This is a genomic window from Rhizobium sp. BK112, assembly GCF_014193215.1.
GTDB lineage: Bacteria > Pseudomonadota > Alphaproteobacteria > Rhizobiales > Rhizobiaceae > Rhizobium > Rhizobium anhuiense.
On sequence record NZ_JACHYZ010000009.1, the window covers coordinates 1 to 13,556 of the forward strand.

The window sequence follows — 13,556 nt, forward strand, 5'->3', positions numbered from 1 at the left end:
CTGCAGACCCCACTAAACAGGGGGCGAGATCATCCCGGAAACCGGGGGCGCAATCATCTCGGAACAAAGGGGCGGCTTCATCGGAATCGGCAGATGTGCACGACCAACAACGGCCCACGCTCATCACCAAGGCGCACAATCCGTTTCCATTCGGCCTCTCCCCAATCGCTGGTTCCGACAAGCACCCTCGTCAATACGACCGGAATTTCGGACGGGAGTTTCAAAATTAGGTCGTGTGCGACGCTTTCGATTTTCTCAACCGCTTCGATGAACTCTGGCGACTTGAACTCTGTCGTAAGCGGGGCCCCAATCACACCTTATGGCAGCCTAGATAATGCCGCGAGAATAAATTCTTTGAGCATGATTGATCGAGCCGTTATCTCGAATCGGTTTCACGCTTCGACGCGGGGATCGCGAACGCCAGCAGCGAAATCATTGGCAAAGGGCTGTGCTGGGTCCGAACCCAATAGGCGTTGCATCCATCAGAGCGGGCAATCAAATCTATTAGTAAATCGCGTTTGACGGCGTGGAACGGCTGAACAATTGATAAATTTAGCCAAAATTAATTCTGAAGGCGATAAAAGAGGATGCTGTGAAAAGATGAACGACCCGATACACCCTGCACGCCAAATCCCGTTTCCCGACCTTATCGCTGGCTTGAAGCGAGCCCAAGGGCTTGGCCATGTCCATCGCCGTCCGAACGCAACCAATACTTTGCAGCTCTACATCTATACGCCCCGGTGCGTATATGAGGATGGTTGGGATCAGTTTTCGCTGATCGCTCGCGGTCTCATTGTGGACGAGGGCGCTGGTCGGGTCGTTGCCACGCCGTTTCCGAAGTTTTTCAATGTCGGCGAGCGGCATGGCGAAGTACCCGATCTGCCGTTTGAGGCGTTCGAAAAGCTCGATGGTAGTCTGATAATCGTGTTCAATGATGCTGGCCGTTGGCACGCAGCCACCAAAGGCGCGTTCGACTCCGAACAGGCCCTATGGGCTCAAGCACGCTTGGATGCCCACGATCTCTCCGGTCTGTCGCCGGATACGACATATCTGTTCGAGGCGGTATATCCGGAAAACAGAATTGTCGTGCGATATGCGGAGCCTGCCATGGTGATGTTGGCGGCCTACCACGCTTCAGGTCTTGAAGTAACCTACGACGAGGTTCGAACGACCAGCCAAGCGTTGGGATGGCGTGCGGCCGAACGCCATGAGTTCGGGAATATGGCGGACATGATGCTCCATACTGCAACGCTCCCACGCGACAACGAGGGATTTGTGGTTAGATTCACAAATGGTTTGCGCTTCAAACTCAAAGGCTCCGAATACCGTCGTATCCATGCGTTGATCTCACGCTGCACGCCATTGGCAATGTGGGAAGCAATGGCCGCTGGGGACGACATGGCCGCGATTCGTCGTGATTTGCCGGAAGAGTTTTGGAGCGATTTTGACAACATCGTACTCCTCCTGACGAAGGAATACGCGGCGATGGAAAGGAGGGTTGCTGAACTGGCAGCATCTGTCGCCCATCTTTCCGATAAAGAGTTGGGATTGTCGCTCAATTCACTGCCTGCTGACGTGGGTCCTTACGTTTTTGGCTTGCGAAAAGCAGGTGCAATCGTAGGCAAGTCCCGAGACGCGTTGATGCGTTCCATCAGACCCACTGGCAATGTGTTGCCAGGTTACCAGCCGTCATATGCCATGGGGCGTGTGATTGATGAGGCAACATCGTAGATTTGCAGCTTACAGTAGCTCTGGCGTGAATGCGGGATTGGAAAAGGCCTCGGCTGAGAGGCTCCTTCGGCTGTGACATTGAGGCAATATGCGTTAAATAGCGGCATCAACCGTTCTGCCTCGAACAACACGGAGCGGAAACAATGAGCAAATTGACCAGAGCGGAAGTGTTTCAGCGTTTTGAAGCCGCGCTTGCTATATTGGGCGAAGAAGATTGCGAGGACGCGCAGGCTGATCTGAGGATGAAGAACTTGAGGAATTTAGTTAAGTGGGCAAGCCAAGATTCAGCGGTCAATCTCCACGACGTTGCTAATGATGTGTTGGCTAACTGAACCGCAATGGGGTGAACCGGATTGAGCGAAAACCTAGCTTTAACCTGAGATTTTAGTGAGTACGAGGTTGCACGTGGATTCTGGTGGAAAGCTCGGATTGCTTCTCTTGCATGCGCTTCCGCTTGATGGCTCGATGTGGGATCGCCAGATCAATTTGTTGCCTGGGTCCACTTATGCACCGACGCTCTATTCCTTAGGCGACAGTGTTGAGGAGTGGGCCGCCTCGGCTTTGAACCAAGTCAACGAGGAACGCATTGTCGTCGTTGGCTGCTCGGTCGGTGGTTCTTGCGCGTTGGAGGTCGCCGCGATTGCCTCCGATAGGGTTGCGGCGCTGGTTCTCATCGGGACGAAGGCGAGGCACCGACCTGATCCGATCCTTCATATGTCCGTTCTGGAAACGATGCAGACGGAAGGACAAGAAAAGGCTTGGGACGCATTTTGGGCACCGCTGTTTTCAAAGGCTGCAGCTGGCTCGGTGGTAGATGCGGCGAGGCTGACCTTCCTCCGCCAGTCTCCTGGCGATGTGGCGAGAGGGGTTATCGCATTTCATAGCCGTCCGTCCCGCGATGAAATCCTTTCAACGTTTTCCGGACAAGTTGCGGTGATTACCGGCGCGGAAGATACCGCCCCTGGTCCTAAAGTGAGCGCAGCTCAAGCGAACTCTGCGCGGCGAGGGAGGCTGTATGTCATCCCGGCGTGCGGGCATTACGTGCCGCTAGAGCAACCCGAACATCTGAATTCAATTCTGCGCGACGTGATAGCGGCCCAGTCACGCCCTTGAGCAGGCGGAATCCGCTCAAACACAAGTGGGAGGTGGAGAATGATGGTTCAGATCAGCCTAGCACAGGATGATGATGTAGCACCCTGGCTGCGGCTGGCTGAAGACGTTGTCCCGTTGTTTGGCCCTATGCCGGATTTTGATGCTGTTCTCGTCCGGAAGATCGCCCAGCAGCGGGCTTTCAGCGCAAGAACAGACATAGGGAGCGCAGGATTCATAGGAGGAGTTCTGATAGGTGGCAGCGACTTGAAACACGCGATCCGCTGGCTTGCGGTCTCTTCGGAGTTTCGAAGGTTTGGCGTCGGTAAGATGCTTGTCGAGGCTGCCCTTTCCAGCATCCCATCTGACTCCACCGTTCATGTCGATACCTTTGTCGCAGGTAGTCCAGGAGCGGAAGCAACAAAGCGACTCTATGAGGGATGCGGCTTCATTCCATTGGAAGTCTGGAGAGAGGGTGAGGTGGTTCGCCAACGGTATATTCGACCACCGCTAAAGCGGCCGTAGTACCTATGACCGCCAATGGCGCGAAGCTACCGCCCCGTCGTAGCGGCGTCCTCCGACAATATGCAGCTGGCGGCAAACGCCACGACCTTTAAACTCCGAAAGAGAAATGCCAATAGTTCCTTTGGCATGCTGGCCGCCGTAAAATTCGTTCAGCGACCATAGGGCGTTTCACGAAAAAGACGAGTTACCGACGATGGAAGCATCGAGGCAGCATTCGATCCCGAGCGACATTGCGATGAACGCTCTTAAGGGCTCAGCAGTGCCAATTATAGCCAGGATTGCCCACCTACGGTAAGCACTGCTAAGAACGGCGATTGCCTGGGTCAGTGAATCGCAACTGTCGCCTGAAATTATTGATGCGCTCTTATAGTGCTTTTTCGGTAGGGGCTGCGTTACCTATCGGCTTGAAAGGTGTCGAAATGGCCTCTCGCCAGGAAATCAACGCGGCTATCAAGTCGAATGTCCTTTCAAAATTGAGAAATCAGGGATTCAGCGGGTCGTTTCCTCATCTCCGCAGAATTGGTGATGAGGTGGTCGATCTGGTCACATTTCAGTTTGATCGACACGGAGGAGCATTGACGATTGAGATAGCAAAATGTTCGCTTTCAGGTTTCGACGGTCCGCTCGGACATACACCGGCAAAAAATGCCACGGCTCACCATAGACACCCAATCTACAGAAAGCGGCTCGGGGATCACTCGCGTTCACCCGGGGGCAGCGATAACTGGTTTAGCTATGCTGACCGGGACGCGGCTTCCGTTGCCGACGCTATCCTCACCCGTTTGTCGGATGATAGCATTTGGAACGACGTTTCTCCCGACGGATCGGAAACGCCATATCGGAAATAGGTTACGGACCCAGTGCGCCTCAGCTTTTTTGCTCTAATTCTCCCATTGATTTCGATTGTCGCATTACCTTGCGCTGCACAAGAAGATCGGAGGTCTTTCGCCTTGCTCGACCGTCTTCCAGGCGAAGACCCTTCGTGTGATTTCGTAAACCGTTCCTATGAGCGCACATTTGGAGGGAATTTCTCGGCACGCACCTATGGCGTTCAACCGATGGGCGATTACGAATTAATCGAAACCGGAATCTTTATTGGCGATTTAGCTTATGATCGACAGGGGCTGGGTAGGTGGCATTTGCGGCACCGTGGACTCCGGAAGACTGTCGATGGAATAGGGGCTGTTTTCCGGCATTGCTCGAACGCTTCCGACAGCCTCTATGGCGCATTGCCGGTGAAGGTTTTTCAGGTTGACTGGGCAAGAAACGGATATAACGCCAAATCGGAAGTCGTGATTGCCACAGCAACTGCGAAGTTCGTCAAAATCACAAGTCATTTTGTCGGAAGATCACCTTCTGGCTTCCCCGTAATGATGGGATTAATTGAGACGAAAGGAGATCGGATCAAAGCGCCCTCTGACGCAATCGATCTCCGGTACGAATAGGTCGCGCGAGAAGCCCTGGCTACAGACTGAGGGCGATTGGCGTCGGTGAATTCCGCACATCGATTCTTGAATCGATACGAGCCTGTCTGTGCGGCCGCACCTGGGTATGCGTCAGTTCGGATGACGGCTGGTCACTCTGACATAATAGCCGTCGGGATCGATAAGGCGAAAGTCACGCAGCCCCCAAGGCTGTAGAGCAAGATCGGAGACCGGCCAGCCGCTCTCTTTTGCCGCGCGATAGGCACCCTCGACGTCAGCGACCTTCAAGACGATCTCGACGCCAAGGCCAACCCTATCGCCGATTTCGATCCGTAATGGATGATCGCTCGAAAGAACGCTTCGCGAGTTGATCGCGATCACCGCGTCACCGTTTTTCAACATCGTGTATTCGGCGCTTGCCGAGCCCTGAACTTCAAAGCCCAGGACGCGCTGATAGAAATCGAGCGATTTCCCAGGCGTTTCGACAAATAGCTCCAAACTCAGTTGCAACTGGTGCCTCCCTTTTTCTTCCGGAATGGCGTAAGACTCACAGTGATCGTTCGAAAAGAAGCTCACTGTCCTTTTCGCCGACGTGCTCCCAACCAGCCGCGCGATAAAATCTCTCGGCTCGGGTGTTTGGATCGGTGGTGAGCCAAGCGCGTCCGATGCCTGCAGACCTGAGGCAGGCACAGGCTTCGGCCAGCAGAATGGAGCCGATCCCTTTTCTTTCAAATCCTGGAGCCACAAAAAGCGCCCAAATGTTTCCGTTGCGTGGGTCGGACGCAGAAAAGCCGACGACATCGCCGTTCTCTTCCCAAACGGCCACTCCCGGATTGGCTACATACCAATCGTAATCATCATCGGTAACCTTTGTGGGGTCGCCCAACATGTTTTCGAGGACCGACGAACGGACAGCTTTCAGCGCCAAGAGGTCACTCGGAACCGCTTTTCGGAGCATGCAATGATCTCTCGATATCTTGCGAAGGCTTGCACAATGCCTCTTTGTGGCCATCGGTTCAATGACCGCTTTCTGGCCCGGAACGGACGCGATCCCATGACTGCTTTCTGCCGATACCGTTGAAAAACTTGGCATTGCCGGTGCTTGAGACGCGTGATTCAATCCTCTGAGTGATTTGCAGGGGATTAGGCGAATGATGGGATGTCAGGCGGCTCCGGCACAGCTCTTCTACGACTTCTGCCTCGATGATCACGTCCCTGCGGACCATCTGCTGCGCGGGATTAACCGCCATCTCGACCTCGACAGCGTCCGGGTACAGTTGAAGCCGTTCTACAGCAGCACAGGTCGTCCTTCGATTGACCCTGAGCTGATGATGCGGATGCTGATCATCGGCTATTGCATGGGTATCCGCTCGGAACGGCGGCTTTGCGAAGAGGTTCACCTCAATCTTGCCTATCGCTGGTTTTGTCGCCTCGGACTGGACGGCAAGGTGCCGGATCATTCCAGCTTCTCGAAGAACCGTCATGGCCGGTTCCGGCAGAGCGACATCCTGCGGCATATGTTCGAGACGGTGGTGGAGCGTTGTCTGGCACAGGGTCTTGTCGGTGCTGAAGGCTTTGCGGTCGATGCCAGCTTGATCGCGGCGGACGCCAACAAGCAGCGCTCGGTGCCCGGCTCAGAATGGGAGGTCAAAGACGACGCCAGCCGCTCGGTCCAGGAATATCTGGCGGTTCTCGATGACGCCGCTTTCGGTGCTGCCTCTCCCGTAACGCCGAAGTTCATCTCCCCATCCGATCCGGCAGCGCAATGGACCGGTGCCCACAAAGGCCATGCCTTCTTCGCCTATGCCACCAATTATTTGATCGATACCGACCATGGCGTCATCCTTGATGTGGAGGCGACGCGTGCGATCCGCCAGGCGGAGGTGGGAGCATCCCGTACGATGCTCGACAGGACCGAGAACCGCTTCGGCTTGAAGCCGGACTATCTCGCTGCCGACAGTGCCTATGGTTCTGCCGACAATCTGGCCTGGCTGGTCAAGGAAAAGAAGATCGCGCCGCACATTCCTGTCTTCGACAAATCGAACCGGACAGACGGCACCTTCTCGCGTTCCGACTTCACCTGGGAGGCGGAGAATGATCGCTACATCTGCCCTACGGGCAAGGAACTGAAGCAATTCCATCGAACCTATGCAACGCCCAGATCGGGGATCACGGCCGAAGGTACGCGGCTCTATAGGGCAAAAAAGAGAGATTGCGACGCTTGTGAACTCAAGCAGAGATGCTGTCCGAACATGCCGATGCGCAAAATACCGCGTGATCTCAACGAAGATGCCCGCGATGTCGCCCGAGCGATTGCCGCCACACCGGAATACGAGCAGACCCGGCATCGTCGCAAGAAGGTCGAGATGCTCTTCGCTCACCTCAAACGAATTCTCCGCATGGCGCGTTTGAGGCTGCGAGGTCCATGTGGTGCGCGGGACGAATTCTTGCTTGCAGCAACCGCCCAGAACCTCAGAAGATTGGCGAAACTCAGACCACCAAGGCCGCTGTGCGGCGTCATCGCCGCATAAGAGCGGCACAAACCAATACCCCCGCGCACGAGCGCAGGGCATCTACCGACAACGCCCTGCGCCAAAAGGCCGAAACCGGCAGATGAGCCGCTACCCCTTCGAGTTTTTCAACGATATCTGCCCAAACCGGTCATCGCGTATTGGCGCGTTCCCGCCGAGGAAATGCTCGACGGGAATATTTGCTGCAAGCGAGGGCTATGCAGAAACGAGAGGCGATAAGCAGATATTTCACGCTTATGAATGCCCCGTGATCAAGGATCAGGGACGTAGCCGTTTTGGGGTACGGCTGAGTAGAGTTACTTCTCTGATGCTGTCAGTCTTAAATAGCCGCATCAGTACGCGGGCCAGCCCTACACCCATTCCGCCATGTGGCGGGCATCCATAACGAAAAAACTCTAAGTAGTCTGAGAGTGCATCAAGTTTGTAGCCACGCTCAGATGCTTGAGCTACCAGGCGGTCGTACCGATGTTCTCGTTGAGCACCAGTTGTGATCTCCATTCCTCGCCACAATAAATCGAAACCTTTCGTAAGATGAGGCTCGTCATCTCGACACATATGGTAAAATGCACGCCCTTGGGCAGGATAGTCGGTGATGAAAAGAAACTCATGGCCCGTTTTTGCCGTCATCCATTCGGAGAGTATGCGTTCTCCCTCAGCGTCGAGATCGTGGGACTTTTGTAGGTTATGGCCTAGCATGGCGAGGGTCTGACGCGCCTCTTCAAAGGTGATTTTCGGGAACGGAAGTTTCGGCGGTGATATTTCGATGTCGAACAGCTCCTTGATGGCCGTGCCGTGACCTTTGGCTACAGCACTTACGGAATGCGCCAACCACCGCTCCTCCAAGTCCATTAAGTCATAGTGGTCATCGATCCACGCAACCTCCATGTCGATTGAGGTGAATTCAGTCTCATGACGAGAGGTGAAGGACGGTTCCGCACGGAATGCGGGACCAATTTCGAATACCCGTTCCATGCCTCCAGCAATCGCCATCTGCTTATAGAATTGAGGTGATTGGGCGAGAAAAGCTGTGGTGCCGAAATACTTTACGGCGAAAACCTCCGATCCGGATTCACTGAACGTGCCCATGAGCTTCGGTGAATGAAGCTCTCGGAAACCGTTCTCGCCCCAGAACGAACGCATCGCTTCTTCAAGGGCCGTCTGGACAGAGAAAACGAGTTGCTGTCTTGGATATCTCAGACTGACCTGCCTATGGTCAATCCACTTGTCGAGGCTCGACTCTTCGTCGATTGGCGAGCGAGCGTCAGCGAGCCCGCAGACGTCGGCGGTTTCAAGGCTAACCTCCAGGCCGCCAAGTTTCACGCCGGGAGCCGAGGTTACCAGACCAGTGATGGCAACCGCGCTTTCCGAAGTGAGAGCATCGAGAACAGCGGTGAGCGGGAGATTGTCTTTGCTGTGTGTAAGCTGAACTTTTCCTGTGTGATCTCGGAGGACAATGAAGCGCATTCGCTTTTGATCGCGGATTGCCTCTGCAAAGCCGCAGAGCCTGACACGTTGGCCTACGAGCATAGGCAGCTGTGCAATTACAGATCGTTTTAAGGGTGATTTTTCAAGCATGACTATCTCCTGAAACGGAAACCGGATCAGGAGAAGCCAAACCACAAGCCCTTCCGAAACCGGCAGGGCTGTGGTGATCAATGAGCTACGCTAGAACGCGCACACAATGTCCACGACCCCGAAGGGGCCGTCATTATTGATCGTGTTCTTCGACAACGTGCTCATACGGTCATCTGGACACAGGACACTACGAAAGTAAACCCACAAAAATCATGAGGGTGTTTGGTACCAGATGACCGGTTTTGGCACTTGGTGAACTGCGTCACATGAGTGCTGGCGGTGCAGCTCGGTCATCATTGCTCATGGCGCACCAGAACAGTTTTGAATCCGATTAGATATCGGTGCTCCTCGCGAGCTTGCATCTGCTCCAGCGTTTCGATGGCTGGAAAACCTATCCTCTTGGATAGATGTAGAACCAAGCCTTGCCCCAAAGAAAGCCCCACATGTGCGCCGAAGCTTTTGGGCTCATCATTCACTAAGACCAGATCGAACGGCTTCGGGTCCTAGAGACCGCCGTATGTGCCGTGTCATCCCAAAGGTCGTTGGAGCGAAAGTTCGGCAGCTCGAAACCGAAGTGCCTCAAAATCGAGTATGCGTATTGCTGACAGTTCGCTCCACCTTCTACGCCGCGAACTCCATGAGCGCCAGGAAAATGCCCTCCGTTATATCGTACCCCCCCAAAACTGAGGAGGAATTTCGATTGGGGATTGGTTGAGGTTTTTGGTCATGCCAGGCCCCATGGTCAGGACGTAGCCCACTCCATCAGTGCATTCTGGGCGTGAAGCAGGAATGCTTTTGCGGGACGGCTTTGACATGCAGTGTGCGACATTGCGTCGGCCGTCATTTCTTGCCCCCTCGCGACCGGCGGACACGGCAGAAAGATCACGTCGCGCTTCCCCTTATCGAGGAGCGCTGCCGTCACCTGATATTCTGCTAACTCGCGTTCCTCGGTATCTTTCGGCCACGAGTCCGTGATGATGACATCCGCTTCAAGGACATGCCGGATATCCCGGCTGGTTTCGAAATTCGGGTTTAGCAGGTTGGGGTCGGCAACGTGCCAGCGCTCGGGATACACTTGGACGACACGGATGGGCATGGACTTCGACGCCTCGACCCATGAACGGAACATGTTGGCATCTGGAGCTATCCCGACAACTTTAAGACCTTCTAGTGATCCCCTGACGCTCTTGATGTAAGCAAGATCGCCAAGCGTTTCGCACGGGTGATTGGCCGTTGTCCGGGCATTAATAACGGGCGCATCCGTGAAGGATGCAAGTTCCCACAAGGTAGAGAGTTCCTTAGTCCTGATGACGAGAAGATCAAACCAATTGTCGAGGTAGCCCGCAAGGTCGGCGGTGGTCTCGCGGACATTGAAGCTGATCGCCGGTTGCACGCAGACGCCTCCCATAGCCTTCACGCCGAGGTCGAAGGCAGCAGTATTCCGCCATCCAGTGTCATCGACGATAACACCGACCCGTTTGCCTTTCAGCGATTGCGGCATGGCGCGGTCCGCCCAATGCTTCCCAAGCTGACCAGCTCGGTCGATGATCGCGGTGATGACTTCCAGCGGCAATGAGTGAAACTCAAGGAAATCTCTATTCTGCTTAAAATCCATGTGCTTCCAATTCCAAGTTCGGTGCGATCAGAGCGGCTAATCGGCGAATACCCATACGGAACCTTCGAACCGTTCAATCGATTCGGCAATGGTTGGTTTCCCGGCTCCCGATGCGCCGGTTAGAATTACGAGTGGCATGATTTTTCCTCAATCGCAGCCAGCAAAAAGGCATCCGCAAGGCGGTGCTGGCTAAACGTACCCAGGTGCGATGCACCTGCTTCGAACCCCTTCAACAAGGGAAATGCCGCTAGGCTCCAAGAAGGCCGTGGCGATGTTGAGGATGATCGTCTTCATAACGACAGAAAATATAGTACAACTAGGATTGGTGCAATGGCTATCGTTGCTACTCGCAGAAACTGGTTTGTTGGCGCAGTGCAGCGGCGGGGATGTGCGGAAGGGAAGGCGGATGTCGCGGGTGGAAGCAATGATCGGCATGTTTTGTGCAATGGTGATATGTCTAATCTGCGCCACCATGGCTTGTTACGCGGTGTTTTCAATCCTCATCCGGCTGCCTGTTTCCAATCCCTTCGTATGGTGGACCCTCGACAGCTACACGGGGTTTGCCACAGTGTTTGGTTCTGTCTTCCTACTTACGTTTGTCGTCTTGATCAGCCTATACCGTCTTGCTTTACGACGAGCACGATAGCCTCATCGAGTATGATGGGTTTGGAACCCTTCATTGCATGACGCTTTCCTAGCATCGTTGCTGCAATGCCCTGCCTAAAAGGGACATGCGATCAAACTCAATGATCAACCTCGACGCACCGGATCATTGCGTCGACTGCCAGTTCGTACTGGCTGCGTTCGAACTCAAATGGCCCAAAGCACGCGTAGTCCCGTCGTGGCCGATGCGGTTGCATGAACCCCTCCCATATTACTTTGTCATGGTGCAGGCGAACATGCGCGACTAGCGGCCAGCACCCGACCTCGCCACACTCGCATGACAAGACATAGATTTCGCCCTGTTCATCGCCTCTGACCGGCTCCTCTCTGCCAAGAAAATAGCTCGATAGCGCCCCGAAAAAGCGTGAGGGTACGAGCCCGCCATGTCCCCAGCGGGATCGGTATAGCCGTTGGCTCGCTCGAAATTAGCCACGAGTTGATCCAAGCCCAATCCGTCTACGCAAGGAAGAATGGCCGTCGTGTCTTCCGCAATGTTTTCGAGCTTAAAGCTGAGAACGTTTGTCATCCAGTCTGGATAAAGCCAGCGTCCGTTCGCAGTCAACTTAACCTGTCACTGGCATCGCGCAACGTCGTTAACAGGCATCCTGGGGACATGGCGAATAGTTTGGATGTTTTTCTCAAAAGCACCGGGGGAGGGTAGTTTTCCCCTTCCATTTGTGCCGCTTCGTTAACGCAACCTGCTCGAAAAATAACGCCAGAAGTTGTCGCTTCATGATGAAGCCATCTAAGCAAATGGCGGAAATCATGACATCGATAAACACGAATAATGGCGCAATGGCCGCCTTGCAGACGTTACGGACGGTCAACAGCGGCCTGGAAAAAACGCAACAGCAGGTTTCTTCAGGCCTGCGCGTCGTGAAAGCCTCGGACAATGCAGCCTACTGGTCGATTGCCACGACGATGCGATCCGATAAGAAGGCGATGGGAGCCGTTTCCGACAGTATCGGCTTTGCGAGGGCGGTCCTCGACACGACCTATGACGGCATGGACAAGATCAAAGACGAATTGGTCACTATCCGCAATCTGATGATCACGGCATCGAGCCTTCCGCCGCCAGCAACCGATGGCTTCTCGAACTGGACCGATTATCAGCCTGACGCGATCTACGATCAATCCCAAGTCGCCAAGGTCGATGCTGAAATCTATCAGCATTGGCAGCAGATCAACTCCGTTGTGGAGTCTGCATCCTTCGGCGGTGTGAATCTGCTGAAGAATGATACGTTCGAGCCGACGCTGCCGGGTGCGAAGACCGAGTTCACCACCGGCTACGTCAACGGCCAGGTGCTGACGGTATCCATCGACACGAAGGATACGACGATGATCAACTACAACCGAACGGTCGACAACATGTGGAACCAGCCCGGATCGGAGAATATGGGCTACGTCGACGGTGTGCTGTGGAGTGCCAACATCATCTACCCCATCACCTATGTCGACGGTGGTGGTGTGGTCCAGAAGAACGAAAACACCTATACTCTGCGTAATGCGGAAGTCAGGATCGCCGCCAACAATCTGGACCGGAATTTCTACTATAACGCCTTGATCGGTCAGATGGATGAGCGAATCCAGGCAGTTGTCGGCGGCATGTCGGTCGTTGGCTCCGCTCAGAAGCGTGTCGGCATGCAAGACGAGTTCAACACCAACATGATCGACAACGTCGACAAGGGCGTTGGCCGGTTGGTCGATGCCGATATGGAAGAGGAATCGGCGAAATTGTCAGCCTCACAGACGCAGCAGCAATTGGCGATCCAGGCGCTCAACATTGCCAACCAGAGCCCGCAAACTATCATCACGCTGTTCCAGTGATTACGTTCCAACGGCACCTTTGACGAGACAGCGGCGTATCGTTCTCGGATGGACGTTGAACCGCTTTGCCAGGTCCGTTGGAAGCTCCGCTCCTGAGGCAACCCGCTGCATGATTTCGGCCCGTTGTTCAGCGTTTAACAAAGGACGCCTGCCGAGTAGGTGCCCCTTCTGACGGGCGGCAGCGAGACCAGCACGAGTTCGTTCCTGGATTACCTCTTTTTCGAATTCGGCGAATGCGCCCAGCATGTGCATCGTCAAACGGCCAATTGCTGAGGAAGTGTCAAAGGATTCCGTTATTGACAAAAATTGGACCCCTCGCTTCTGAAGTCGACTGATCAGATTCACGAAATGCATCATGGACCGGCCAATGCGATCCATTTTCCAGACGACCAACGTGTCACCACGTTTGAGCCTTCGTAGTGCGGCAGATAGGCCAGGGCGGTCTCTTTGAGCACCGGAAACATGGTCGTGGAAAATGAGTTCGCAACCGGAGGCTCTTAACGCGCTCATCTGTAGATCAAGGTGTTGATCGAGCGTTGAGACCCGCGCGTATCCAATTCTCATGCAAATTCCTTG

Annotated in this window: 13 protein-coding genes; 8 read left to right on the top strand and 5 right to left on the bottom strand. The window is 54.5% G+C overall.

Annotated elements, in window-relative coordinates; all coding sequences use genetic code 11:
• The first annotated feature begins 600 nt into the window (after nt 1-600).
• The 6 genes from FHT75_RS22905 (at nt 601) to FHT75_RS22930 (ending at nt 4,790) form a co-directional block, all read left to right on the top strand.
• Nucleotides 601-1,731, top strand: a complete 1,131-nt coding sequence (locus FHT75_RS22905; RefSeq protein ID WP_183844968.1) for an RNA ligase — start codon at nt 601-603, stop codon at nt 1,729-1,731.
• Nucleotides 1,732-1,874: 143 nt separating this feature from the next.
• Nucleotides 1,875-2,063 carry a hypothetical protein gene (locus tag FHT75_RS22910; RefSeq protein WP_183844969.1) on the top strand — a complete coding sequence of 63 codons (189 nt, stop codon included), beginning with the start codon at nt 1,875-1,877 and terminating at the stop codon, nt 2,061-2,063.
• Nucleotides 2,064-2,136: 73 nt separating this feature from the next.
• Complete coding sequence (locus FHT75_RS22915; protein WP_183844970.1) at nt 2,137-2,844, top strand: alpha/beta fold hydrolase; 708 nt, start codon at nt 2,137-2,139, stop codon at nt 2,842-2,844.
• 39 nt (nt 2,845-2,883) lie between these two features.
• Complete coding sequence (locus tag FHT75_RS22920; protein WP_183844971.1) at nt 2,884-3,345, top strand: GNAT family N-acetyltransferase; 462 nt, start codon at nt 2,884-2,886, stop codon at nt 3,343-3,345.
• A gap of 419 nt (nt 3,346-3,764) precedes the next feature.
• Nucleotides 3,765-4,193 carry a DUF4304 domain-containing protein gene (locus FHT75_RS36510; protein ID WP_409527371.1) on the top strand — a complete coding sequence of 143 codons (429 nt, stop codon included), beginning with the start codon at nt 3,765-3,767 and terminating at the stop codon, nt 4,191-4,193.
• 102 nt (nt 4,194-4,295) lie between these two features.
• Nucleotides 4,296-4,790, top strand: a complete 495-nt coding sequence (locus FHT75_RS22930) for a hypothetical protein (RefSeq protein WP_246712925.1) — start codon at nt 4,296-4,298, stop codon at nt 4,788-4,790.
• Nucleotides 4,791-4,901: 111 nt separating this feature from the next.
• Here the strand turns inward: FHT75_RS22930 and FHT75_RS22935 are convergent, their stop codons facing one another.
• Nucleotides 4,902-5,279 carry a VOC family protein gene (locus FHT75_RS22935; RefSeq protein ID WP_097631552.1) on the bottom strand — a complete coding sequence of 126 codons (378 nt, stop codon included), beginning with the start codon at nt 5,277-5,279 and terminating at the stop codon, nt 4,902-4,904.
• A gap of 37 nt (nt 5,280-5,316) precedes the next feature.
• Complete coding sequence (locus tag FHT75_RS22940; RefSeq protein WP_245450254.1) at nt 5,317-5,697, bottom strand: GNAT family N-acetyltransferase; 381 nt, start codon at nt 5,695-5,697, stop codon at nt 5,317-5,319.
• A 223-nt stretch (nt 5,698-5,920) separates the two neighbouring features.
• Here FHT75_RS22940 and FHT75_RS22945 point away from each other — a divergent pair, with 223 nt between their 5' ends.
• A complete protein-coding gene (locus FHT75_RS22945; protein ID WP_183844974.1) occupies nt 5,921-7,300 on the top strand; it encodes a transposase in 1,380 nt (459 codons plus the stop codon).
• Nucleotides 7,301-7,558: 258 nt separating this feature from the next.
• On the opposite strand, the gene aspS is transcribed toward FHT75_RS22945, so the two are convergent.
• Nucleotides 7,559-8,875, bottom strand: coding sequence for an aspartate--tRNA(Asn) ligase (gene aspS / locus FHT75_RS22950; RefSeq protein WP_097631587.1), 1,317 nt, complete (start codon nt 8,873-8,875; stop codon nt 7,559-7,561).
• Between the two features lie 742 nt (nt 8,876-9,617).
• Complete coding sequence (locus tag FHT75_RS22955) at nt 9,618-10,490, bottom strand: ornithine carbamoyltransferase (protein ID WP_183844975.1); 873 nt, start codon at nt 10,488-10,490, stop codon at nt 9,618-9,620.
• Nucleotides 10,491-11,918: 1,428 nt separating this feature from the next.
• On the opposite strand from FHT75_RS22955, the gene FHT75_RS22960 reads away from it, so the two are divergent.
• Nucleotides 11,919-12,980 carry a flagellin gene (locus tag FHT75_RS22960; protein ID WP_183844976.1) on the top strand — a complete coding sequence of 354 codons (1,062 nt, stop codon included), beginning with the start codon at nt 11,919-11,921 and terminating at the stop codon, nt 12,978-12,980.
• On the opposite strand, the gene FHT75_RS22965 is transcribed toward FHT75_RS22960, so the two are convergent.
• Nucleotides 12,981-13,544: a recombinase family protein gene (locus FHT75_RS22965; protein WP_097631546.1), complete on the bottom strand. Its 564-nt coding sequence runs from the start codon at nt 13,542-13,544 to the stop codon at nt 12,981-12,983.
• Nucleotides 13,545-13,556 lie beyond the last annotated feature (12 nt).

Excerpts from the sequence above, each read along its gene's own strand:
- FHT75_RS22905 (WP_183844968.1), top strand. The coding sequence starts at position 601 with ATGAACGACCCGATACACCCTGCACGCCAAATCCCGTTTCCCGACCTT.
- FHT75_RS22910 (WP_183844969.1), top strand. The coding sequence starts at position 1,875 with ATGAGCAAATTGACCAGAGCGGAAGTGTTTCAGCGTTTTGAAGCCGCG.
- FHT75_RS22920 (WP_183844971.1), top strand. The coding sequence starts at position 2,884 with ATGATGGTTCAGATCAGCCTAGCACAGGATGATGATGTAGCACCCTGG.
- FHT75_RS36510 (WP_409527371.1), top strand. The coding sequence starts at position 3,765 with ATGGCCTCTCGCCAGGAAATCAACGCGGCTATCAAGTCGAATGTCCTT.
- FHT75_RS22945 (WP_183844974.1), top strand. The coding sequence starts at position 5,921 with ATGATGGGATGTCAGGCGGCTCCGGCACAGCTCTTCTACGACTTCTGC.
- aspS (WP_097631587.1), bottom strand. The coding sequence starts at position 8,875 with ATGCTTGAAAAATCACCCTTAAAACGATCTGTAATTGCACAGCTGCCT.
- FHT75_RS22955 (WP_183844975.1), bottom strand. The coding sequence starts at position 10,490 with ATGGATTTTAAGCAGAATAGAGATTTCCTTGAGTTTCACTCATTGCCG.
- FHT75_RS22960 (WP_183844976.1), top strand. The coding sequence starts at position 11,919 with ATGACATCGATAAACACGAATAATGGCGCAATGGCCGCCTTGCAGACG.
- FHT75_RS22965 (WP_097631546.1), bottom strand. The coding sequence starts at position 13,544 with ATGAGAATTGGATACGCGCGGGTCTCAACGCTCGATCAACACCTTGAT.